Origin of the sequence: Pseudoalteromonas sp. SG43-4, assembly GCF_014164325.1 — a bacterium.
Taxonomy (GTDB): Bacteria; Pseudomonadota; Gammaproteobacteria; order Enterobacterales; family Alteromonadaceae; genus Pseudoalteromonas; species Pseudoalteromonas distincta.
The window spans coordinates 1-23,326 of sequence record NZ_JACJFB010000033.1 but is presented as its reverse complement, the minus strand read 5'-3'; the positions used below and the strand labels follow the sequence as shown (position 1 = coordinate 23,326).

21 protein-coding genes and 3 pseudogenes are annotated in these 23,326 nt (G+C 40.1%); 10 read left to right on the top strand and 14 right to left on the bottom strand.

Going from position 1 to position 23,326, the window contains the following annotated elements; genetic code table 11:
• Positions 1-136, top strand: a pseudogene (locus H5160_RS19775) (IS110 family transposase); the annotation flags it as partial.
• Positions 137-341: 205 nt separating this feature from the next.
• Here the strand turns inward: H5160_RS19775 and H5160_RS19770 are convergent.
• Positions 342-1,316, bottom strand: coding sequence for a transposase (locus tag H5160_RS19770; protein ID WP_182734862.1), 975 nt, complete (start codon positions 1,314-1,316; stop codon positions 342-344).
• A gap of 90 nt (positions 1,317-1,406) precedes the next feature.
• On the opposite strand from H5160_RS19770, the pseudogene H5160_RS19765 reads away from it, so the two are divergent.
• A pseudogene (locus tag H5160_RS19765) lies at positions 1,407-1,640 on the top strand (PQQ-dependent sugar dehydrogenase); the annotation flags it as partial.
• Positions 1,641-1,835: 195 nt separating this feature from the next.
• Here H5160_RS19765 and H5160_RS19760 read toward each other — a convergent pair.
• Together H5160_RS19760 and H5160_RS19755 are read right to left on the bottom strand one after the other, a co-directional pair.
• The gene (locus H5160_RS19760) at positions 1,836-2,267 is read right to left on the bottom strand and encodes a hypothetical protein (protein ID WP_182738489.1); all 432 of its coding nucleotides are present in this window, start codon (positions 2,265-2,267) and stop codon (positions 1,836-1,838) included.
• A 117-nt stretch (positions 2,268-2,384) separates the two neighbouring features.
• Positions 2,385-2,804 carry a hypothetical protein gene (locus H5160_RS19755; RefSeq protein ID WP_007375679.1) on the bottom strand — a complete coding sequence of 140 codons (420 nt, stop codon included), beginning with the start codon at positions 2,802-2,804 and terminating at the stop codon, positions 2,385-2,387.
• 165 nt (positions 2,805-2,969) lie between these two features.
• Here H5160_RS19755 and H5160_RS20530 point away from each other — a divergent pair.
• Positions 2,970-3,119, top strand: a pseudogene (locus tag H5160_RS20530) (PQQ-dependent sugar dehydrogenase); the annotation flags it as partial.
• Positions 3,120-3,187: 68 nt separating this feature from the next.
• Here the strand turns inward: H5160_RS20530 and H5160_RS19750 are convergent.
• The 8 genes from H5160_RS19750 to lrp all read right to left on the bottom strand — a co-directional run bounded on the left by H5160_RS19750 (position 3,188) and on the right by lrp (position 11,396).
• Positions 3,188-3,718, bottom strand: a complete 531-nt coding sequence (locus tag H5160_RS19750) for a hypothetical protein (RefSeq protein WP_182738487.1) — start codon at positions 3,716-3,718, stop codon at positions 3,188-3,190.
• Between the two features lie 119 nt (positions 3,719-3,837).
• On the bottom strand, positions 3,838-4,242 hold the full coding sequence (locus H5160_RS19745) for a hypothetical protein (protein WP_182738485.1): 405 nt from the start codon (positions 4,240-4,242) through the stop codon (positions 3,838-3,840).
• Between the two features lie 356 nt (positions 4,243-4,598).
• Positions 4,599-5,903 (bottom strand): serine--tRNA ligase, encoded by a 1,305-nt coding sequence (serS, locus tag H5160_RS19740; RefSeq protein WP_182738483.1) that lies wholly within the window; start codon positions 5,901-5,903, stop codon positions 4,599-4,601.
• 9 nt (positions 5,904-5,912) lie between these two features.
• On the bottom strand, positions 5,913-6,293 hold the full coding sequence (gene crcB, locus H5160_RS19735) for a fluoride efflux transporter CrcB (protein ID WP_021032117.1): 381 nt from the start codon (positions 6,291-6,293) through the stop codon (positions 5,913-5,915).
• Positions 6,286-7,629, bottom strand: coding sequence for a replication-associated recombination protein A (locus H5160_RS19730; protein WP_182738481.1), 1,344 nt, complete (start codon positions 7,627-7,629; stop codon positions 6,286-6,288). Before H5160_RS19730 ends, crcB begins: the two co-directional genes overlap by 8 nt.
• Complete coding sequence (lolA, locus tag H5160_RS19725; RefSeq protein ID WP_138489158.1) at positions 7,622-8,248, bottom strand: outer membrane lipoprotein chaperone LolA; 627 nt, start codon at positions 8,246-8,248, stop codon at positions 7,622-7,624. Before lolA ends, H5160_RS19730 begins: the two co-directional genes overlap by 8 nt.
• Entirely contained in the window at positions 8,248-10,743 is a 2,496-nt protein-coding gene (locus H5160_RS19720) for a DNA translocase FtsK (RefSeq protein ID WP_182738479.1), read from the bottom strand. The genes lolA and H5160_RS19720 overlap by 1 nt, the downstream gene beginning before the upstream one ends.
• Positions 10,744-10,916: 173 nt before the next feature.
• Positions 10,917-11,396, bottom strand: coding sequence for a leucine-responsive transcriptional regulator Lrp (lrp, locus tag H5160_RS19715; RefSeq protein ID WP_007582985.1), 480 nt, complete (start codon positions 11,394-11,396; stop codon positions 10,917-10,919).
• Positions 11,397-11,538: 142 nt separating this feature from the next.
• Between lrp and ald the strand changes: the two genes are divergently transcribed.
• A complete protein-coding gene (gene ald / locus H5160_RS19710) occupies positions 11,539-12,660 on the top strand; it encodes an alanine dehydrogenase (protein WP_002962982.1) in 1,122 nt (373 codons plus the stop codon).
• Positions 12,661-12,779: 119 nt separating this feature from the next.
• Here the strand turns inward: ald and pssA are convergent, their stop codons facing one another.
• The gene (gene pssA, locus H5160_RS19705; protein WP_182716403.1) at positions 12,780-14,105 is read right to left on the bottom strand and encodes a CDP-diacylglycerol--serine O-phosphatidyltransferase; all 1,326 of its coding nucleotides are present in this window, start codon (positions 14,103-14,105) and stop codon (positions 12,780-12,782) included.
• Positions 14,106-14,392: 287 nt separating this feature from the next.
• Here pssA and trxB point away from each other — a divergent pair, with 287 nt between their 5' ends.
• The 4 genes from trxB (at position 14,393) to infA (ending at position 17,163) form a co-directional block, all read left to right on the top strand.
• Entirely contained in the window at positions 14,393-15,343 is a 951-nt protein-coding gene (trxB, locus tag H5160_RS19700) for a thioredoxin-disulfide reductase (protein ID WP_002962484.1), read from the top strand.
• A gap of 97 nt (positions 15,344-15,440) precedes the next feature.
• Positions 15,441-16,157 carry a leucyl/phenylalanyl-tRNA--protein transferase gene (gene aat, locus H5160_RS19695; RefSeq protein WP_024595507.1) on the top strand — a complete coding sequence of 239 codons (717 nt, stop codon included), beginning with the start codon at positions 15,441-15,443 and terminating at the stop codon, positions 16,155-16,157.
• On the top strand, positions 16,150-16,854 hold the full coding sequence (locus tag H5160_RS19690; protein ID WP_182673541.1) for an arginyltransferase: 705 nt from the start codon (positions 16,150-16,152) through the stop codon (positions 16,852-16,854). The genes aat and H5160_RS19690 overlap by 8 nt, the downstream gene beginning before the upstream one ends.
• A 90-nt stretch (positions 16,855-16,944) precedes the next feature.
• Complete coding sequence (infA, locus tag H5160_RS19685; RefSeq protein WP_002962494.1) at positions 16,945-17,163, top strand: translation initiation factor IF-1; 219 nt, start codon at positions 16,945-16,947, stop codon at positions 17,161-17,163.
• A 214-nt stretch (positions 17,164-17,377) separates the two neighbouring features.
• Here the strand turns inward: infA and clpA are convergent, their stop codons facing one another.
• Both clpA and clpS read right to left on the bottom strand, forming a co-directional pair.
• Entirely contained in the window at positions 17,378-19,639 is a 2,262-nt protein-coding gene (gene clpA / locus H5160_RS19680; RefSeq protein ID WP_024595509.1) for an ATP-dependent Clp protease ATP-binding subunit ClpA, read from the bottom strand.
• A gap of 93 nt (positions 19,640-19,732) precedes the next feature.
• Positions 19,733-20,041, bottom strand: a complete 309-nt coding sequence (gene clpS, locus H5160_RS19675; protein WP_002962498.1) for an ATP-dependent Clp protease adapter ClpS — start codon at positions 20,039-20,041, stop codon at positions 19,733-19,735.
• Between the two features lie 208 nt (positions 20,042-20,249).
• On the opposite strand from clpS, the gene cspD reads away from it, so the two are divergent.
• Together cspD and H5160_RS19665 are read left to right on the top strand one after the other, a co-directional pair.
• Complete coding sequence (gene cspD / locus H5160_RS19670) at positions 20,250-20,468, top strand: cold shock domain-containing protein CspD (protein WP_002962500.1); 219 nt, start codon at positions 20,250-20,252, stop codon at positions 20,466-20,468.
• 511 nt (positions 20,469-20,979) lie between these two features.
• Positions 20,980-23,202, top strand: coding sequence for an NADP-dependent isocitrate dehydrogenase (locus tag H5160_RS19665; protein ID WP_182672153.1), 2,223 nt, complete (start codon positions 20,980-20,982; stop codon positions 23,200-23,202).
• Positions 23,203-23,326 lie beyond the last annotated feature (124 nt).

The window sequence follows — 23,326 nt, the reverse complement described above, 5'->3', positions numbered from 1 at the left end:
TACTATTGAAGCAACTGGGCGCCTTGAACACCCCTTTATTATGGCGTGTGCTCAAGCGAATATCCCTTTCGTTGTTGCTAATCCCGTTAATATTAAACGTTTCGCAGGCGCTATTGGCCAAAAAGGATTATTAGATTAGACAGCCACTCCAATTGTAAACTAATCTAGCGCCACTAAATTTACTTTTTTGGGCTAAGAGTTCACCTCTTTTTATATCTTTACCCGCGCGTTACACATTAAATAAGCAATTATCACTGTTAAACCTAAATTACACGCATGAAAATGACTGCATAATGCAGTTGTGATTTATTACTGAATAGCTTTACTGAGTAGTTTAAGTTTTATGCCAGTAGCTTTTCGCAGTTACTGATATTCGCTCGCCGCTTTCGCTTTAAGTTTTCACAATAACCTTCTTGTGAGGCTGACCTGCCGACTGCACCATGAAATACACGCGTAAATTGTGTGGTGAGTTTTAACCAGTTTTCTGGGGAGATATTAACTCTTTCGAGTAAGGGTAAGTGTGTACTTTCTATATAACCACGTTTGTCTTCTCGTATACAGCGCCCTGTTAGCTCAACAAGTTCAAGGTACGATTTAAGCTCAAACGGCAGCCCTTTTGGCATAATTTGACGTGGGATACCTGCAAAGCGCAGTAGTTGTTTTGGTTGCTTGCCATCCTTTGCATACGTTAAACGCTGTTTGATGCTGGTATGGTCTGACTCTTCTGGGGTGTTAGCCATTTTGGCTCTAATGGGGTTTAAATCGACATACGCCATGCAAGCCGCAAGGGCTGCTTCATCTAATAATGCTTGAGACGTAAATCGTCCCTCCCAAAAACGGCCAGTGCAGTTATCTTCTTTATTTGCTCTGCGAGCAATGTTTTCATTTAACAACCGCATAAACCAGCTAATACTTGATAGGCGCTCGCGGTATTGTTTTACTGTTTGATTAAAAAAGATAAGTTCAGCTTTACTTAGCTTTTCACCCTGTATGTATTTTTGCGTAAGTACAGTGCCTTTACACAGCTTGTGCCAGCGAATAACAATCGCTTTATCATTTAGCCTACTCGCTTTTTTATCATCAACATACAGCACTAAATGGGTATGATTACTCATAACAGCATAAGCACATACATCAATACAAAACACTTTGGCTAACTCAAGCAGTTTATCTTCAACCCAGCCTCTACGATGCTCGTAGGATTGACCTGTAAAGTGGTCTTCCCCACATAAAAATGCACGGCGTACGCAACGTGATATGCAATGGTAGTACTTTGTATCAACCAAACTTACTTGGCGCTTTCTTGCAATTGCCATAAGACACCCTGCTTATTTTTCACACTGATAAAAGCCTAGTACTTAGTTCACTAAACTGCAAAAAATAGGATGGGTGTCAATATTATTCTGCATTACGGCTCTAAACATGCCGCTTTTCCTTCATTGCAACAACATGTGGTAATCACAACGCTAGTCGATAAAAAGCTGTACAGCGTTAATCTGGCCAGTGGTGAATTTACGCAGTCTCACGTATTTCCAGAGGCCGCAGGCAGGTTAAGAGATGTGCTTATAACTGATAAAGGTAACGTAGCAGTATTAACAGACGGTAAAGAGGCAAAGCTAATGTTGATGACAGCAAACTAATTCATAAAGCAAATAAAAGCCGCTGCGCTTTTAAAGTAAGTAGCGGCTTTCAATAAGCCACTTTGGTTAATCAAGTAATTTGATTAGTAAGATCAGGGTTTAACCCCTTTAGTTTTAAAATTAAGATGAGCGTCTTTATTATGTTCTTAGTAACGTTCTTGTCTCAATTTCCTTAGCATACACTTACTATGCTTGTTATTTACCCGCTTCTATTTTCTGTTTCAATAACTCAATCAGTTGAGTGTTAAGTCCGGTAATTTCGGCTTCTAGTAATTTCACTTTAGCTTGTGACTCTTCATCTTCTTTACTACGTAATAATGCAGTTTCCTGTAGTAGTTTTTCTATCTTTTCTTGTATTTCAGCAATCTGTTCATCAAGTGGGTCTTCTTCAGATTGTGATACCTGACTTGCATCTTCATTGCCTGATAATTTACGTAACGCTTCACGATTTTGATCTTCCAGACTTTTTTCTTTTCCTTCTTCGGATATATCCACTTGGTCACTTTGAACCGCTGCTTTGTGCACAGTCGCTTTTTCGGTTACTTCATCAGCTACCACCTTTAAAATTTGTTTTTGCGGGTAAGTTTCTAAAGGTTTAGAGGTTATGTGAACTGACATTTTATCCATTTTAATATTCCTTGTTCCGTCAATTATTGGTGAGAAGTAGTTAACTATAAATATAATGCTTTACCAAAAGCCAATTGTAATAGCCCTTGTTTGATTGTTTATTAGATTACACTTTACTCACAAGCTTGCCCATTGTTGTTTTAAACCAACAAGGTGAACAATACCAAAAGATAAACAAATAATAGAACTCCAAACCCAAAATTCAGGCGAACGCCCCATAGGGTTATTTATTAAAAAAAATCCAGCAACACCACGAGCTAAATAAATAAAAGTTATTAACACAAGAGCTAGTCGGATGAATGGAAGTTTAAAAATAACACCTGCGGCTGAAAATGCATACAATGACCAAGTTGATAGAATCAGAACAATTACACTAGTAATAAGAGTTGGTTTAATACTTCCTTGCTCAGAAAGTAATGCCATTTGCTCTCCTGCACCGAAGAACCGATACCAAGAACCTCCAAAATAGATACAACCCAAATGCAAAGTTGCTACAACAGCACTTAATGTACCTGCAATTATTAGAAAAACATTCATAGAGCGATAAAACCTCCGTGAGACATAACGAACCTGTAAATTAACTGGTTTATTTATCTTGATAAACAAACCATAGCCGGGTTTCTACCTGGGTACAATCGATTGTTGAATGTTTACGCGTGATATCATAGCTCGCATTAAACTAGACAGCCACTCCAATTGTAAATTAATCTGGCTAATGGTGAGTTTACGCAGTCTCACGTATTTCCTGAGGCCGCAGGGCGATTAAGGGATGTGTTTGTAACAACTGAGGAAAATATAGCTATATTAACCGATGGGGAAGATTCAAAGCTTATGTTGGTGATACCGAATTAATTTACATGAAATAACCAATAATAAAGCTAATGGCAAAAAGAAAGACCTGGCCCCATGGTATTTTGTTGTTATGTTGCATTTACCACAGGTTGGTAATTAAAAAAAAGAACTAAATTACGAACCGTAGTTACTTTGCCATAAAATGGATTTTCTTCATATCCGTCTAAACTGCGACCAGTTCGCTGAGCTATAGTTTCTATTAGATCCAAATCTAAATCATCTCCATCGAACTTGAGCGTATCAAATAAATGATCTGTCGCTTTTAGCGGTACTAATTGATCAGAACATATAGCTCGTTGAACTTCCTCATATGTAGCGCGAATTATCCAAGTATCTACTTCGCGAGCATCGAACTCTCTTGCGAAGTTGCAAATAGTAATACCGTTTCGGTCTGTGCACAGTTTTGCAAAGTAAGCATCAATCTTTGATTGTTCGAAGTAACTCCAGACAAACGCTAAAATCGCGATACCTGCAAAAACTACCAAAACAATTGGCGAATAATAAAATGTAGCAAGAAATAAACAAGCCGTTAGAAAGAGAGGTATTTTCCCTCCCTTTTGCGGTTTGTATTCAGGCATAAATCTAGATGCTAGCTTCATACTTATCCTTGCAATATAACGCCGCCATAAGCGGTGAGTAAAAGTTGGCTAAAATGTGTAGCGAAGCGGAACCGAGCCAACTGTTACGAATCCGACTCAATGGCCTTGTTAGCTACCCTTTACTCAAACGCATCTGCAGAGTACATTGCCATTTCTATGCCCAAATTTAATTTACCAGCAAGGCTAATTAACTCCTTAGGCAGATGATCATTTTGATTTACAATATTGTCATTTAACCTTGAGTAGATTGGAAAGTCCAAGTAACCGTCTGAATCTGGAACTTTTGTAATCAGTTGTTTTAACTCGTCGAAATTTTTGATTAGAAAGTTAATAGCGTCATTTACTTGTTCAGTGAACTCATCCCATTCTGCATCTGAAACATCAAAAGAAACCACAAATGTTTCACTAACCCTTGTTTTACCGCGCAACTCTCCTTTCTCTGTGACGCTAAAAACAGGAATCTTAGTTGTTTCACAGAATTTCTTAAATGAGGTTGTTTCACTGTGAATTTTAAGGACACACATATTCTTCCTTGGGTAGCTAACAACTTTGTATCCGACATTTGTCGCTTTATAAACCGACAAATGTCCAAATATTACAAAGATTCTAATTTAACCAGCTAATAAGGACTTGTAAACAACTAGTTAGCCGATATTTAAGTTTCCTTGATGTAGAAATAGCCCAAAATGGTAGAGATCAGTAATATCGGACAAAAAAGTAATGAGCCATAAAATAGGTGTAAGCGATATTATTAATAAGATAACTTAAATTTTTCTCTAAGCTTTTGCCTTTAACCTAAAAAAAGCCGCTGTTCATTGCAAACAGCGGCTTTCGAATTAAGATTTACAAGCTTAAAGCGTGCTTAACTTAAAGTTGATTTTTATTGTTTACCAATTACTTCTAGTCCACCCATGTATGGGCGTAAAACCTCTGGTACAACTACAGAGCCATCGGCTTGTTGGTAGTTTTCGAGTATGGCTACGAGTGTACGGCCAACGGCTAAGCCTGAACCATTTAGTGTATGTAGCAACTCTGGCTTTTTAACACCTTCACGGCGAAAACGTGCTTGCATTCTACGCGCCTGAAAGTCGGCCATGTTTGAACATGATGAAATTTCACGGTATGTGTCCTGCGCAGGTAACCATACTTCTAAATCGTATGTTTTAGCTGAACCAAAGCCCATGTCGCCCATACATAAAATTACTTTTCGGTATGGTAGGTCAAGTGCTTGTAGTATTTGCTCTGCGTGACCTGTTAACTCTTCAAGCGTTGCCATTGAGTCTTCTGGTTTTACAAGTTGTACTAGTTCAACTTTATCAAATTGGTGCTGACGAATTAGGCCACGTGTATCGCGACCATAGCTGCCTGCTTCACTTCTAAAACACGGCGTGTGGGCAACTAAACGTATTGGTAAATCGCTTTCGTCGTAAATCTCATCGCGTGCGCTATTAGTAAGCGGTACTTCTGCTGTTGGGATTAAGCTAAAGCCAGCTTGTTGTTCACCGTCGTCGTTTACTAGGCCTAATGTATGGAATAAATCGCCTGCAAACTTAGGTAATTGACTTGTACCGTAAAGGCTTGCGCTATTTACTAAGTACGGTACATACATTTCTGTATAGCCGTTTTTATCTGTGTGGGTATCTAGCATGTATTGCGTAAGCGCACGGTGCATACGCGCTACTTGGCCGCGCATTACTGTAAAACGTGCGCCACTAATTTTAACGCCCATTTCGAAGTCTAGGCCGTTTAGGTCTTGGCCTACATCCACGTGATCTTTTACTTCAAAGTCGTACTTTTTAGGCGTGCCCCACGTTAAAATTTCAACGTTGTCGTCCTCGTCTTTACCCGCCGGTACTGACTCGTCTGGCAAGTTTGGAATTGCTAAAGCAATGTCGTTAATTGCGGCTAATACTTCATCTTGCTCTGTTTTAGCGGCATCTAGCTCACTGCCTAAGTTAGCTACTGCATCAAGTAGTGGCTGTGCGTCTTCGCCTTTTGCTTTGGCTTGACCAATTGCTTTTGCGCTTGCATTACGTTGACTTTGAAGTTCTTGCGTTTTTACTTGTAATGTTTTGCGTTTTTCTTCAAGTGCCGTTACCGTCGCTACATCGAGTTCGTAACCGCGCGCCGCTAAACGTGCTGCAGTTTGTTCGATGTCTTGACGTAAAAATTTAGAATCTAACATGTTAGTTTTTTAACCTTTTTGCATTACTAGCTGAAGGCCCAGCCAAGCCATAAAAATACACACCATCACGTTTAAGATGATATTGAGGGCCATTTTAATAAAGTGACCTTGTTGTAATAACAACAACGAGTCCATTGAGAATGTTGAAAAGGTGGTTAATGCACCTAAAAAGCCAATACCGATAAGGGTTTTGGCGGGGCTTGCGGTGATAATTTCTTTATCTATCAAACCGTACAAAATGCCCATTAACAATGAACCCAGAATATTAACCGTCAACGTGCCAAAAGGGAATCCCCTACCGAGGAGTTTTAGCATGCTTTCGCTAATAAAAAACCGTAAACACGCACCTGAGGCTCCGCCAAGGGCGATCATCATATAAAGTTTAATCATTTTCGTACCGTTTAAGTGGGCTTTGCGCATCGCGCTCTTTTAGGTAATCGAGTTTTTGTTTAATTTTTTGCTCAAGGCCGCGCTCGCTCGGTAAGTAATATTCTTTGCCGTCCATTTCTGGCGGTAAGTATTTTTCACCTGCGGCAAATGCGCCTTCTTCGTTATGCGCATAACGGTACTCAGCGCCGTAGCCTAAGTCTTTCATTAAGTTGGTTGGCGCATTACGCAGGTGCTCTGGCACGGGGTAACTTGGCTCGTTTTGAGCATCTGCTTTGGCTTGATTAAACGCCATATACACCGCATTACTTTTGGGTGCGCTGGCTAAATACAATGTAGCTTGTGCAATAGCGCGTTCGCCCTCGCTTGGGCCAACACGTTGAAATATATCCCACGCGTTTAAGGCCACTTCCATCGCACGCGGATCGGCGTTACCAATATCTTCTGTTGCAATGGCAAGTAAACGCCTTGCTACATACAAGGGGTCGCCACCACCAGCTAAAATTCGGCAATACCAATACAGCGCGCCGTCAGGAGAACTACCCCGTACTGATTTGTGAAAGGCGGATATTAAATCATAAAACTCATCGCCGCCTTTATCGTATTTGGCCAAATGTGTAGGTAATACTTGGCTAAGTACGTGCTCATCAACGTTGTATTGACCGTTTTGCTCAGACGTTAAATCAACTGCTTGTTCAAGTAAATTAAGTACTTTACGCGCATCGCCGCCACTTGCTTGGCATAGTGCCTTTTTAGCATTCTCGGCAATAGTGATGTGTTTTTGGCTTAGCTGCTCGTCTTGTTTAAGTGCGCGTTCTATTACGGTGTATAAGTCGGTATCGGCAAGCGATTTTAAAACATACACGCGTGCACGCGACAATATAGCGTTGTTAAGGGCAAACGATGGGTTTTCTGTGGTTGCACCTACAAATATAAAGGTGCCGTCTTCTATGTGCGGTAAAAAGGCATCTTGTTGGGATTTATTAAAGCGATGAACTTCGTCAACAAACATAAGGGTGCGTTGGCCACGGCTTTCTAGGTTGTCCCGCGCTTGCGTTACGCTGTCGCGTATATCTTTTACGCCTGCAGTTACCGCCGACATTTGAATAAGTGAGGCATCAGCATGGTTGGCAATTATTTGCGCAAGTGTTGTTTTACCTACACCCGGCGGGCCCCATAAAATTAAACTATGGCATCGCCCCGCGACAATGGCTTGATGCAGTGGTTTATCAGCACTTAATAAGTGCTGCTGACCAATGTATTCATCAAGCGTTGTAGGGCGCATACGCGCAGCAAGTGGGCGTACATCGGGCCCAAAATTAAAACCTAAATTACTCACCGTTACTCTGATCGTCTATTTCAACACCTTCAGGAGGCGTAAATTCAAAAGTGCTTTGATCAAGCGGCGTATTAACTTGGGCATTGTTAAACGTAAATGACGATAGCTGCCCTGAGTTGTCGGTAACCACTAGTTTAGCAAGCCCTTGCTCGTTACCCGCAAATGCTATATCAAGTTGTTCTACTTGGCTTTCTACGCCTTTATTTGGCGTTACGCTAAAGCCTGTACTTGTTGCAAGTACGCTGTATTTTTCCCACTGTGCTGGGTCTTTTGATGTCAGTAGCACAAATGGTGTTGAGTCGATTAGGCTGCTGGTTTTCATAATTGTTACTTGCTCAGCAAAGCTGTCGAAGTAATATGTTTTATCACCGTTTGATACAAATAACGTATCGTCTGGATTAGTTTGCTGCCAGCGAATCATCATAGGCTGTTGAAGCGCTATTGTGCCCTCGCCTTGCATAACTGCTTGGCCTTCTTTGTCTGTTACTTGTTGTGCAAACTGCGCTTTAAAGCTTTTTAAAGTGGCAAGTCTGTCTTGTAATGCTTGGCTGTCGTCAGCAAAGCTTGGTGCGGCAAGTACGCTGCCTAACACTAATAATAAGGCGTTAACTTTTTTCATTAATTTGCTCCATTAGGTACTAATACATCGCGAGCACCGTTATGACCTGGTGAACTCACGATACCCGATGTTTCCATTTGTTCTACTAAACGTGCTGCGCGGTTATAGCCAACACGTAATTTACGTTGCACTGACGATACCGATACTTTGCCGGTTTCAATTACAAACGACACAGCTTCGTCGTATAACGGATCAGATTCTTCATCTGCATTTTCGCTAGCTTCACCCGGTAATAAAATATCTTCAGTGGCATCGCCATTGAGTATTTCGTCAATGTAATTTGGTTTAGCACGTGCTTTCCAATCGTTTACTACGGCGTGTACTTCGTGGTCGTCTACAAACGCGCCATGCACACGCTCTGGTACGCTAGTGCCTGGCGGTAAATAAAGCATGTCGCCCATGCCTAGTAAGTTTTCTGCGCCTTGTTGGTCAAGTATTGTCCGTGAATCTATTTTGCTCGATACCTGAAACGCCATACGTGTTGGAATATTAGCTTTAATTAAGCCGGTAATTACATCAACTGACGGGCGCTGCGTAGCAAGCACTAAGTGAATCCCTGCCGCACGTGCTTTTTGAGCAATACGTGCAATAAGTTCTTCTACTTTTTTACCTACAATCATCATCATGTCGGCAAATTCGTCTATTACTACAACAATACTTGGTAATTTACCTAGCTCGTCGGGGCCTTCTTTCATGCCATCGGTGTCTTTAAATAATGGATCAAGAATTGGGTAACCCGCTTCATTGGCTTCAAGCACTTTTTGGTTGTAACCTTTTAAGTTACGCACACCCAATGCTGACATTAATTTATAACGACGTTCCATTTCGCCTACACACCAACGTAGTGCGTTGGCGGCTTCTTTCATATCGGTAACTACTTCACACAATAAATGCGGAATGCCTTCGTATACTGAAAGCTCAAGCATTTTAGGGTCAATCATGATCATACGTACATCGTCAGGACCCGATTTGTAAAGCAAGCTTACTATCATGACATTAACGCCCACTGATTTACCTGAACCAGTTGTACCGGCTACCAATAAATGTGGCATTTTACCTAAGTCAGCACATACCGGCTGACCAGCAATGTCTTTACCAAGCACCATGGTAAGAGGCGACGGATTTTGCTCAAATTTAGGGGCGTTTATTACTTCTGATAAACGAACTATTTCACGGTGTTTATTTGGAAGCTCAATACCAACATAGGTTTTACCTGGGATAACTTCTACAACACGTACACTAATTGCCGAAAGCGAGCGGGCTAAATCTTTAGCTAAGCCTGTAATTTTAGACACTTTAATACCTGGCGCTAAATCTAGCTCAAAACGCGTAACAACGGGGCCTGGGTATACCGCTACTACGGTTGCTTGTACGTTAAAGTCGAGAAGTTTTGTCTCTACAAGGCGCGATACGCTATCAAGCTCTTCTTGCGAAATTGGGTTTTTAGCTTTATCCGGTCTGTCGAGTAAATCGAGCGATGGTAATGGCCCTGGTGGTGGCTCTTGCGTTAATAATTGCTCAAACTTTTCTTTTGCTGTTGGTGGTGGTTGATATTGCGCTTTTGGTTTAGGCATTGGTCTTGCTGGCGATACAACCGTAGTCACTGGTTTTTCAGGCTCCACAACTGGGCTTTGATCAAGCGCATTTAATGCAGCAGCCGTGTCCATTGGTTCGTCATCTATTGCGCTAAAGCCAATTTCTTGATCGAGTATGTCGTCAAGTTCATCAAACGGCATAAAGTCATCACTGATTTGTGGTTCACTAAACGGTGTTTGAGGCTTATCTATCGCTTTTTGTTTATCTGCTTTTTTAGCTGATGTAGGCAGCTCTATCTGCTCTTTTATATCGTCTTCAAAATGGGCGTCTGCTTCATCGTTATTATTTACTTTACCTGCAGTATGTTCTCGGTGCATCCAGCCTTTTGCATACGATACAACATAGCGATAAAGCCTAACCATTAAATCGCCAAGGTAATCTACAAAATCAACCCACGATACTCCCGTCAATAAGGTAAGCCCTGCAAAAAAGAAACACAGCAATAATATAGATGTACCGGTAAAGTTAAACGCAGGCATCATGGCTGATGCAATAACATCGCCCACTACCCCACCCGATGAAAAGTTATAAATATCGTCGAAATTAATACTACTAATAGCGGTAGCTGAGGTAATAAATAAGGCAAAACCAATAACACGCAGCGCTAAGGTAGTGTAATCAAGCTGTAAAATGCGGTGAGGTTGTTTAAATAGCAAGTAGCCAAATAGCTGAATGGCCGCTGGCACTAAGTAAGCCAACCAACCAAAGGTGAGTAATAAAATGTCGGCTATCCATGCACCGGCTGCTCCTGTGATGTTGCTTACTTCGCTAAAACTAGTTTGCGACCATGCAGCATCTGCTGGATCAAAGCTGATCAAGGCACATAAAATAAATATTGCCGTAAAGGTACTGATAATCAGCCCTGTTTCTAATAGTCTTTGCACACCGTTTAGGCGCATAGTTCCCTATTCCTCTTTATTATTCTATTTTTATTCACACTTACTTAGCAGTGAAATACCTTAGCAGGAAATGCAATTTGTTGCACTTTATCTTAACCTTGATGGCCTGATTATGAACAAGTTTTTATAATTTGAGCTTATATAAGCAAATGACGCAGTTAATATAAATAACCTCAAGTAATATAAGGACGAATAATTACGCCTTCTTCACCTTTTACTTCTTCCATTACTACATAAGTTCGGCTTTCACTTACGTTTGGCAGTTTCAATAGTATGTCGCCTAATACGCCACGGTATTCTGACATATCATTTACGCGCGTTTTAAGTAAAAAATCGAAATTACCCGATACTAAATGACATTCGATAATTTCTTCGTGCTTTTTAACCGCAGCACTAAACTCATCAAATACGTCGGGAGATGTTTTAGTAATCGTTACTTCTACATACACCGATAAACCTTGCCCAAGCTTAGCGGGATCGACCACCGCTTTATAGCCAAGTATATAACCTTCCCGTTCTAGCTTTTTTACTCGCTCCAAGCAGGGTGTGGCGCTTAGGCCAACTCGTCTGGCCAGTTCTACGTTCGACAAACGTCCATCGTGTTGTAATTCCATTAAAATTTTACGGTCAATTCTATCTAATAATTGATGCATAGTACCAACTAGTTTTTTATGCTGTTTATTTTTATTATCTAGATGATAACACTAGATTTGAGTTTAAAAAAGGTGAGACACACGGGCTTATGATGAATATAATAGTGGAAAATGTTAATCCGTTCTTAATAAGGCAAATGATATGATTATTGGTGTTCCTAAAGAAATTAAAAACCATGAATACCGTGTAGGTATGGTTCCTGCAAGTGTTCGTGAATTAGTAAACCACGGTCACCAAGTGATTGTAGAAACTGATGCAGGCATGGGCATTGGTTTTACTAACGAAGATTACACACAAGCGGGTGCTGAAATTTTAGCAACTGCTGCTGATGTTTTCGCTAAAGCAGACATGATTGTAAAAGTAAAAGAGCCGCAAGCTGTTGAACGTGCAATGCTACGTGAAGACCAAATTCTTTTCACTTACTTACACCTTGCACCTGATCTTCCACAAACTGAAGACCTTGTAAAAAGCAAAGCTATTTGTATTGCATACGAAACTGTAACTGACTCACGCGGTGGTTTACCGCTTCTTGCTCCTATGAGCGAAGTTGCTGGTCGTATGTCTATTCAAGCTGGTGCACAAGCGCTAGAAAAATCTAACCACGGTCGTGGCATGCTACTAGGTGGCGTACCAGGCGTTGAAGCTGCTAAAGTTGTTGTAATTGGCGGTGGCATGGTTGGTCGTAGCGCAGCTCAAATGGCTGTTGGTCTTGGTGCTGAAGTTGTCGTTCTTGATCGTAACATCGACGTATTACGTGCACTAGACGCGCAATTTGGTAATAAAGTTAAAGCTATTTACTCAACTGCTGATGCACTAGAAAAACACGTACTAGAAGCTGATTTAGTAATCGGAGGTGTACTAATCCCTGGTGCAGCTGCACCTAAACTAGTAACTGCTGAGCACATTAAAGCAATGAAACCTGGTTCTGCAATTGTTGACGTTGCAATCGACCAAGGTGGCTGTATTGCTACTTCTAAAGCAACTACGCATGCTGATCCAACTTTCATTGTTGATGAAGTTGTTCACTACTGTGTTGCTAACATGCCAGGTGCTGTTCCACGCACATCTACGTTTGCACTTAACAATGCAACATTGCCTTTCATCATTAACCTTGCAAACAAAGGTTATAAAAAGGCGCTACTAGATGACGCTCACTTCTTAAAAGGCTTAAACGTAATTAAAGGCCAAGTAACTTACAAAGAAGTAGCAGAAGCGTTCAACATGGAATATGTTGACCCACGCACAGCGGTAGAAAACGCATAATTTAGCGTTTCGTAGTTAAGTTGGTATTAAGTAATGTAGCAACCTAACTACAACCCATAAAAAAAGCAGCTAATTAGCTGCTTTTTTTGTATTTAAATTTCAGATTTATATAAACTTATTTAGATAAAACGCTTAATTATAAAATCTACTTTTACGCGCTTAGCTTGGCCAAGTAGTTTTTTAACTGGCTGCGGGTAATCATCCATTGTTTCTAAATCATCTGGGCCTGTTAAACGGCGGCAGTGTTGTAAAATTTCCTGCTTTTCGTTATCAATAGCATCCATAATTGTTTGCTCTGGATCTTCTATTAAAATACCGTTTTCGATATCAAGACCCCATGCACGCGGATTTAAGTTATGCCCGCTCAGTAAATGTTTTGTTCTATCTGAACAAATACCTTTTAAATGAAACGAATTACTTTCATCTTTCCACAGATACACATTTAAATTACCGTTATCGATGTGGCGTTTTTGCGTTTTTACAAACTTATGCAAAATAGTTTCGTATAAATAAGGCAACGCCCCTATTTTACTAAACGGCTCGCTTGGCGGTAAATAAAAGTCATTGGCTGTTTTATCCCCTACCACAATCGTAACTTGCTTGCCTTGCTTTAATAATCGGCGCAGTGATCGCATAAGTGGCGCCGGAAAATTAAAGTATGGCGTATACAACACAAGCTCTTGCTCTGTGGTATCAAATAACGCTTTTATTAAACGATTTAACTCGTTATTACGACGACCAAGCCCTAAAAACAAACGAATACCTAATGCTTGCGTATTTAGTTGCTCTGCTGCGTTATAACTTGCGACTTTTAAATCACGCATTAATTGCTTTTGATCAAGTTTGAAGTCGTGTAAACGCTTAAGCGGTCGTGTGTCTATGCGTGGCACAGCATCGGAGCTAATTAGCTTTGTCTCAATAAAATCAACCACTGAGTCACACAGCTCGCTCTGCGTTATTAAAAAGTAACGATCGAGTCTGTAACGCTCGTTATACTGCAAATACACATTGTTTAAGCTTGCGCCACTGTAAAGTAAGGTATCGTCAATGACAAAACCCTTTAAATGTAATACGCCAAATAATTCTTTAGCTTTTACAGGTACGCCATAAACTTGTACGTTCGATTTAAACTTTTCTAAATCGTCACAGTATAAACTTGCGTTACCATCAGACTTCTCTGCACCAATTAAACCACGTTGCGCACGATGAAAATCCACCAGCACTTTTACATCAAGCGCAGGGTTCTCTAATGATACTCGATGCAGGGCTTCTAAAATCTCGCGGCCTGCTTCGTCATCCTGTAAATAAAGCGCTGTGATATAAATTCGTTTTTTTGCATTAGCTATCAAACGTAGCAATTGCGTTCGGTAATCTTGCGCATTGGTTAAGACGTTAACGTCTTTTGAAGTCAACCCGAATGCGGGTTTTTCCTGCCAAAATAACATAGTTGCCTATTCGCTTAGGTCACATAATCTATCAGTGACAAATAAAATTAGGTAAAACATAACAAAAAAAATCAAAGGGGTCATGAATTAACGCTGTTTTGTTGCCTGTTAGTCTATTTATTGAGCTACTTAGGTGTTTTAACTGTAAAAGTACTGAGCTCTAGTACACAATACTGCACAGCTTTTCGATTTGCGAAAAAAAATAATCGCGGATTTTGTTTACATCCGCCTTGATTTTCTTAGAATCGAGCGCATTAAAGACCGTATTAAACGTTTAGGAAAAAATAATGACTGAAGCAAAACATTGTAAGCTACTAATTTTAGGCTCTGGCCCAGCTGGTTATACTGCCGCAGTATATGCAGCACGTGCAAATTTAAACCCTGTTTTAATTACAGGCATTCAACAAGGTGGTCAATTAACAACCACGACTGAAGTTGAAAACTGGCCTGGTGATGCACACGGCTTAACGGGCCCTGCATTAATGGATCGTATGAAAGAGCACGCTGAGCGCTTTGAAACTGAAATCATATTCGATCACATCAATAAAGTAGATGTATCTAAGCGCCCTTTCACACTAACTGGCGACCAAGGTACTTACACATGTGATGCGTTAATCATTGCAACAGGTGCTTCTGCTAAATACTTAGGCTTAGAGTCTGAAACTAATTTCCAAGGCCGTGGCGTTTCAGCCTGTGCTACATGTGATGGCTTTTTCTATAAAGGTCAGAAAGTAGCGGTTGTTGGTGGTGGTAATACAGCGGTTGAAGAAGCGCTATACTTATCTAACATTGCTGACGAAGTACATGTTATTCACCGCCGTGATAGTTTCCGTAGTGAAAAAATACTTGCAGACCGCCTTGCTGAAAAAGCAGCTAACGGTAACGTTGTTTTACATTACAACCGTACGCTTGACGAAGTATTAGGCGACCAAATGGGCGTAACTGGCATTCGTATTAAAGATGCACACTCTGATGCAACACAAGAGCTAGATTTAGCCGGTGTATTTATTGCTATTGGTCATAAGCCAAATACAGATATGTTTGTTGGTCAACTAGAAATGAAAGATGGCTACTTAGTTGTAGAGTCTGGATTGAATGGTAACGCAACTCAAACAAGTGTAGAGGGCGTTTTTGCTGCAGGTGATGTGTCTGACCACATTTACCGTCAAGCAATCACATCAGCGGGTACAGGCTGTATGGCTGCCCTTGATGCAGAGCGTTTCTTAGATAATTTATAAGCAATTAAATAAATTATAATAGGGCTGATTATTCAGCCCTTTTTTTATGTCTAAAATATAGTTACACTTTTACGATCAATTATAAAATAAGTACTGTATGAGAAATCAGCTATACCAATTAAGTGAAACCGATATAGCATTCCCCAATCCGGAATACGCCTTAGAATCCCCTGATGGCTTGTTAGCAATTGGCGGAGATTTAAGTTTACCTCGCCTAAGTAATGCATACAAAAGCGGAATATTCCCTTGGTTTAGCGAAGATGAGCCTATTATGTGGTGGTCACCGAGCGAACGCGGGATTTTTGAACTGGATGATTTTCATATAAGTAAGAGCCTGCGTAAACATTTAAAAAAGCACCCTGTAAAAGTAACCATTAATAATGCCTTTGAGGAGGTAATAGAAGCTTGTCGCGATCAACGCCTTGATACCGATGGCACTTGGATCACCTCTGACATGCTCAACGCTTACGTTAATGCACATAATGCTGGCATTGCCCATAGCTTAGAAGTGTGGAGCAACGGAGAGCTTGCAGGTGGCTTATACGGTATTATGCAAAATGGTGTTTTTTGTGGTGAATCAATGTTTCATCATCAAACCAATTGCTCAAAGCTTGCTATGTGGGCACTGGTAAATTGGCTTAAACGTCATAATGCGCATTTTATTGATTGCCAGTTAGAAAACCCTTATTTAATGACCTTAGGTGCACAAGTAATCCCCCGCTCAACATTTTTGACTAAACTAAAAGCTGCACATAACTATATTATTAATCCTATTATGTGGGAGCCACAAGAACTTGACGCAATCTATGAATGAGCAACTTCCTGCACGTGTTGGTTTAACCCAAGAGTTTGACTGTAGTTATTTACCCAACAGACAAGAGCAACTATTAGTTATTCTAGATCCTAGTTGCTACAGCACAGACAAATTTGAGTCATTATTAGGCTTAGGATTTCGTCGCAGTGGTAACCAAATATACCGTCCACACTGCCCAATATGCAGTGCATGTAATTCTGTACGTGTATTAGCACAAGACTTTATCCCTTCAAAATCGCAAAAACGTAAACTAAACAAAGCAAAAAACCAGTTTGAAGTGAAATACTCGATGCAAGAACGCCCTGAGTATTATCCGCTCTATAGTAAATACATAACGATGCGCCATCAGGATGGAAGTATGTATCCTCCTGAAAAAGAACAGTTTCAAAGCTTTTTACTTTGCAGTTGGCTCAAAATCACATTTATTGAACTATGGCACCAAGATACTTTAGCCGCAGTTGCCGTAACTGATTGTATGAACAGCTCTATTTCTGCAATTTATACTTTTTTTGACCCCGACTTTGAGCACTATAGTTTAGGCTCTGTGATGATATTAGAGCAGCTTAAATTTGCAAAAGAGCAAAATAAGCAATACGTGTACTTAGGCTATCAAATTGATGAATGCGATAAAATGAAGTACAAAACTCAGTTTTTACCAGCTCAAAAACAGCTCAATGATGAGTGGGTGGCTATTTAATTTGCAAATATAGCCCCTGCGCCTTTACTTATTGGTGTATTTTGGGCAAAATCTGCAGCGTTTAACTATTAAAGAGGTGTTACGCTAAACATGGCGAAAGAAGACGTAATCGAAATGCAAGGGACAGTCCTTGATACTTTACCAAATACAATGTTCCGAGTTGAGCTAGAAAATGGTCACGTAGTTGTGGCTCACATTTCAGGCAAAATGCGCAAAAACTATATCCGTATTTTAACCGGCGATAAAGTAACGGTAGAAATGACTCCTTACGATTTATCAAAGGGTCGTATCGTATTCCGTGCTCGCTAAGTAAGTGCGTAAACGAGATTTAGTTTTTGGCTAGTGTTTTACTAGCTTTAAGCGTTTATTAAATGTAATTGATAGACATTGACTAGCAATTACATTTAATAAACAAAAAACCCAGTTTTTACTGGGTTTTTTGTTGCCTATAAAAATGGCAAAAAAATGGCCCGCTATTATTTAGCGGGCCATTTTTATTTAACTTAGTTGTGTAATTAACGTTTTACGCTGGCGTTAAATTGCTCTCGTAATCAAAGCGGATCTTCTTGTCTTTAACCGATACTTTAACTGTACCGCCATCAACAAGTTCACCAAACAGTATTTCATTAGCTAATTGCTTTTTAAGCTCTTCTTGAATAACACGTGCCATTGGTCGTGCACCCATAGCCTTGTCATAACCTTTATCTGCGAGCCATTCACGCGCTTTAGGCGTAAGCTCAAGATTAACCGATTTTTTATCAAGCTGAGCTTGCAGTTCCACAATAAACTTATCAACCACCAGTAAAATAACTTCACGTTCAAGGTGGTTAAACCAAATAATGTTATCTAAACGGTTTCTAAATTCTGGCGAGAAAACTTTATTAATTTCGCCCATTGCATCGTGCGTGTGATCTTGCTCTGTAAAACCAATCGACTTACGCGTAGTTTCTTGTACGCCCGCATTGGTAGTCATTACAACCACTACATTTCTAAAATCAGCTTTACGACCGTTATTATCGGTTAACGTACCGTGATCCATAACTTGTAGTAAAATATTGTAAATATCTGGATGCGCTTTTTCAATCTCATCTAAAAGCACTACCGCATGTGGGTTTTTAATAACCGCCTCGGTTAATAACCCGCCTTGCTCAAAACCAACATATCCTGGTGGAGCACCAATTAGTCGGCTGATTGCGTGGCGCTCTACATACTCAGACATATCAAAACGAATAAACTCAACACCCATACACTTAGCAAGTTGCTTAGTTACTTCTGTTTTACCAACACCTGTTGGGCCTGCAAACAAGAACGAACCCACTGGTTTTTCTTCGCTTGATAAACCCGATCGAGATAAACGAATAGCCGATGTAAGTGCATCAATAGATTGATCTTGTCCAAACACAAGCATTTTAAGATTACGATCTAGATTTTTAAGCGTCTCTTTATCTGTTGAAGACACATTTTGTGGTGGAATACGTGCCATCTTCGATATTATTAGCTCTATATCAGCCACACCAATGGTTTTTTTACGTTTAGAACTAGGCTGTAAACGTTGGTTAGCGCCCGCTTCATCAATTACATCAATTGCTTTATCTGGCAAATGGCGCTCATTAATGTATTTAGCACTAAGTTCAGCAGCTGCTTTTAATGCTTTTTGAGTGTAGCGAATACCATGGTGCTCTTCGTAACGCTCTTTTAATCCATTTAAAATTTTAGTGGTATCAGCAACACTTGGTTCAAGTACATCAATTTTTTGAAAACGGCGTACTAATGCACGGTCTTTCTCAAAGATATTTTTATACTCATTGTAAGTGGTTGAACCCATACAACGTAACTTACCACTTGAAAGAAGTGGTTTAAGTAAGTTTGAAGCATCCATAACGCCACCAGACGCTGCGCCAGCACCTATTATGGTATGTATTTCATCAATAAATAAAATAGACCCAGGTTGTGCCTGAAGCTCTTTTAATAAGCTTTTAAAGCGCTTTTCAAAATCGCCACGGTATTTAGTACCTGCAAGCAATGCCCCCATATCTAGTGAGTACACAACTGCATCTGCAATTACTTCTGGTACTTGCTCGTTCACAATACGGTACGCTAAACCTTCAGCAATAGCTGTTTTACCAACGCCCGCTTCACCAACAAGTAATGGGTTATTCTTTTTACGACGACACAATACTTGTACCGTGCGCTCTACTTCGCTGTCGCGCCCAATCAATGGGTCAATATTACCTTCACGAGCCTGAGCGTTTAAGTTAGTTGTAAAGCTGTCTAGCTTACTTGCTTCTTCGTTTTGAACTTCTTGCACTTCTTCATGTATATCATCGCTGTCGTCGCCTAGTTCATCATCAGCTTTTGAAATGCCGTGCGAAATAAAGTTAACAATATCTAAGCGCGATACATCATGCTTTTTAAGTAAATAAACAGCTTGGCTCTCTTGCTCTGAAAAAATAGCAACCAGTACATTGACACCCGTCACTTCGTTTTTTCCTGACGATTGCACATGAAACACAGCACGTTGTAATACACGCTGAAAACCAAGCGTTGGCTGAGTTTCACGCTCTTCTTCTAAATCTGGGATGACAGGTGTTGTTTCGTCAATAAATTCTAATAATTCGGTTTTTAAGCCTGAAAGATTAACACCACACGCGTTTAAGGCTTCTCCTGCAGAAGGATTATCTAATAGCGCAAGTAAAAGGTGCTCTACGGTCATAAACTCATGACGGCGAGTGCGCGCTTCACGAAACGCGGCATTTAAAGTGAGTTCTAAGTCTTTGTTTAGCATTGGCAACCCCTTACTGAGATAATAATTTATACCACAACAATCGGATGTTTGATCACCCTAATTGGTATTTATACCAATTGTATTAAATTGGTATTATTCCTGCTCACAACTACAAAGCAGTGGATGCTCGTTATCCCGTGAGTAACGGTTAACTTGTTCAACTTTGGTGTGGGCAACATCGGCGCTGTAAACACCGCAAATACCCTTACCTTTTTCATGAACCTGAAGCATCACATCGGTTGCTCTATCGCTATCCATATTAAAAAACGTCGTTAAAACTTCAATTACGAAGTCCATCGGCGTGTAGTCGTCGTTATTTAAAACAACTTTATATTTTCGCGGCGGCTGTAGCTTTTGCTTTTCACTGTCGCGAACTGTGTCGATAACACCTGAATCTTTCATACCACTCATAATTAAATATAGTCTTGTCTTTGTAACTCAAGCAAACTTGAATAAAAAATAAATAAAATGTTAAAAAATAACTCAAAACACTTGACTGGTTGGCTAAATAAACTACAGTCAAACATAGATTGATTAAACCTTAGTCAGTCTAGCAAATTATACGGTTTAGAATAACTAAATTAGTCAACTTATTGAAGGATGTAGAAGTATGGCTTGTGGTAAAGTTAAATGGTTCAACAACGCCAAAGGTTTTGGTTTCATCGTAGAAGACGGCTGCGAGAATGATATCTTCGCTCATTACTCAACAATTGTAATGGACGGCTATAAAACGCTTAAAGCTGGTCAAGATGTAACATTCGAATTAGAACAAGGGCCTAAAGGCCTACACGCTAAAAATATTGCCCCAGATGGTGACATTATTGAGTGACGATTGTTTTGTTCGACTAAAGCGAGCGACCTTTTAAGATCCTCGCTTAATTCCTTAAGCATACTAACTTATCTCTTCTTCTCTTATTTATTGCCTCTTTTCATTCAAATTCAACCCTTTTCCTTGAATTTATTTTATATACCCCAATGTTCTAAGAGTTGATTGTTTAACTGCTTATTGGGCATGCTCAAACTCTAGCCCTTTTTATTTAAGCTTGTTACACTCTTGGTGCTAAAAATTGCGCATAACACCTTATCGCCTCTTTTATATGTACTAGGCTAAAGGCTGATTTATTTTTGTTAATTTTTTAGCTATAAATACGATTCCAGTTCGTCAGGTGTGACTATTCTGCTTTTATAAAAGAGCAACGCTGAGTACCAACACCTAACAAACTACTCATTACGAGCGTACGTGTTTATTAACTTGTTTAATAATATGTACTCACTCATAAGTAATGATTTTCTTTGCATTGTTGAATAAGACCTTATCGGTCGACTATCTAGGAATGATGATGACATCAAAAATTATCTATACAAAAACGGACGAAGCTCCGGCACTAGCAACTTATTCGTTGCTACCGATCATCCAAGCATATACAAATGCGGCCGGTGTTGAAGTTGAAACTCGCGACATATCATTAGCAGGTCGTGTAATTGCTAGCTTCCCTGATTATTTAACAGAAGAACAACGCATTGGTGATGCACTTGCTGAACTTGGCGAGCTTGCTAAAACACCAGAAGCAAACATCATCAAATTACCAAACATCAGTGCATCTGTACCACAGCTTCGCGCTGTAATTAAAGAGCTTCAAGCAAAAGGTTACGCTCTTCCAGAATACCCTGTGGAACCTAAAAATGATGAAGAAAAAGCAATTCAAGCGGCTTACGACAAAATTAAAGGCAGTGCAGTAAACCCTGTACTACGTGAAGGTAACTCAGATCGTCGCGCGCCAGGCTCTGTAAAAGAATATGCACGTAACAACCCACATTCAATGGGTGCGTGGAGCAAAGATTCTCAGTCTTACGTTGCAAGTATGAGCGAAGGCGATTTCTTCGGTTCAGAAAAATCAGTAACTGTTGATACAGCCACTGATGTGCGTATTGAACATGTTGCAACTAACGGTGACGTTACTGTTCTTAAACAAAGCACACCTCTTTTAGCTGGCGAAGTTATTGATGCATCAAGCATTAGCGCTTCTAAGCTTCAAGCTTTCTTAGCTGCAGAAATTGACGCTGCTAAAGAGAAAGGTGTTTTGTTCTCGCTTCACATGAAAGCGACAATGATGAAAGTATCTGATCCAATCATCTTCGGTCACGCTGTTAAAGTATTCTACAAAGATGTATTTGCTAAACACGGTGAGCTTTTTGAAGAGCTAGGTGTTGATGTAAATAATGGTTTAGGCGACGTATATTCTAAAATCCAAACATTAGACGATGCTAAGCGCGAAGAAATTGAAGCAGATATTCAAGCTGTTTACGCTAACCGCCCTGCTATTGCTATGGTTGATTCTGACCGTGGTATTACAAACTTACACGTACCAAGTGACGTGATCATCGATGCATCTATGCCTGCAGCAATCCGTTCAAGCGGTCAAATGTGGAATAACGATGGTAAATTACAAGACACTAGCTTTGTAATTCCTGATCGCTGTTACTCAAGTGTTTACCAAGCAACTATCGATTTTTGTAAAGAAAATGGTGCGTTTGATCCAACAACAATGGGTAGCGTTCCAAACGTTGGCCTTATGGCTCAAAAAGCTGAGGAATACGGTTCACACGACAAAACATTTGAAGCAAAAGCGGACGGTTCTATCCGTGTTGTTGATGCAAATGGTAATACATTACTTGAGCACAGTGTTGAGCAAGGCGATATCTGGCGTATGTGTCAGGTTAAAGACGCACCAATTCAAGATTGGGTTAAGCTTGCAGTAAATCGTGCACGCGCAACAGGCGTTCCAGCTATTTTCTGGTTAGACGAAAACCGTGCACATGATGCGCAGCTAATCAAAAAAGTAAATAAATACCTACCAGATCACGATACAGCTGGTCTAGATATTCAAATTTTAGCACCGCTTGAAGCAACATTGTTCTCACTAGCGCGTATTAAAGAAGGTAAAGACACGATTTCTGTAACAGGTAACGTACTACGTGATTACCTTACAGATTTATTCCCAATTTTAGAATTGGGTACAAGTGCTAAAATGCTTTCAATTGTTCCACTTATGAACGGTGGTGGCTTATTTGAAACTGGCGCGGGTGGTTCTGCACCTAAGCATGTTCAACAATTCGAAAAAGAAAACCACTTACGTTGGGATTCTTTAGGTGAATTTTTAGCACTTGCTGCATCACTTGAGCACTTAAGCGTAACTGCTGGTAACAACAAGGCACAAGTACTTGCTGATACCCTAGATAAAGCAACAGGTACGTTCCTTGCTGAAAACAAATCGCCGTCACGTAAAGTGAAAGAAATTGATAACCGTGGTTCTCATTTCTTCCTATCTTTATTCTGGGCACAAGAACTTGCTAAGCAAAATGATGACAGTGAACTTAAAGCACAGTTTACTCAAATCGCTAGTGACCTTGAGTCTAATAAAGAGCAAATCGTAAGTGAACTTAACGATGCGCAAGGCCCTGCAGTTGATTTAGGCGGTTACTTCCAGCCTAACGATGATGCAGCCTTTAAAGCAATGCGTCCAAGCACTACATTTAACGATATTCTTGCTAAATTAGTATAAATATCGGTTTAAATTTAAAAGCCGCTTACTTGCAAAAGTAAGCGGCTTTTTTATGTCTAAACTTTACAAAAAAAGGCCGCTATTTATAAAATAGCGGCCTTTGAATAATTAAATTTATTTATTT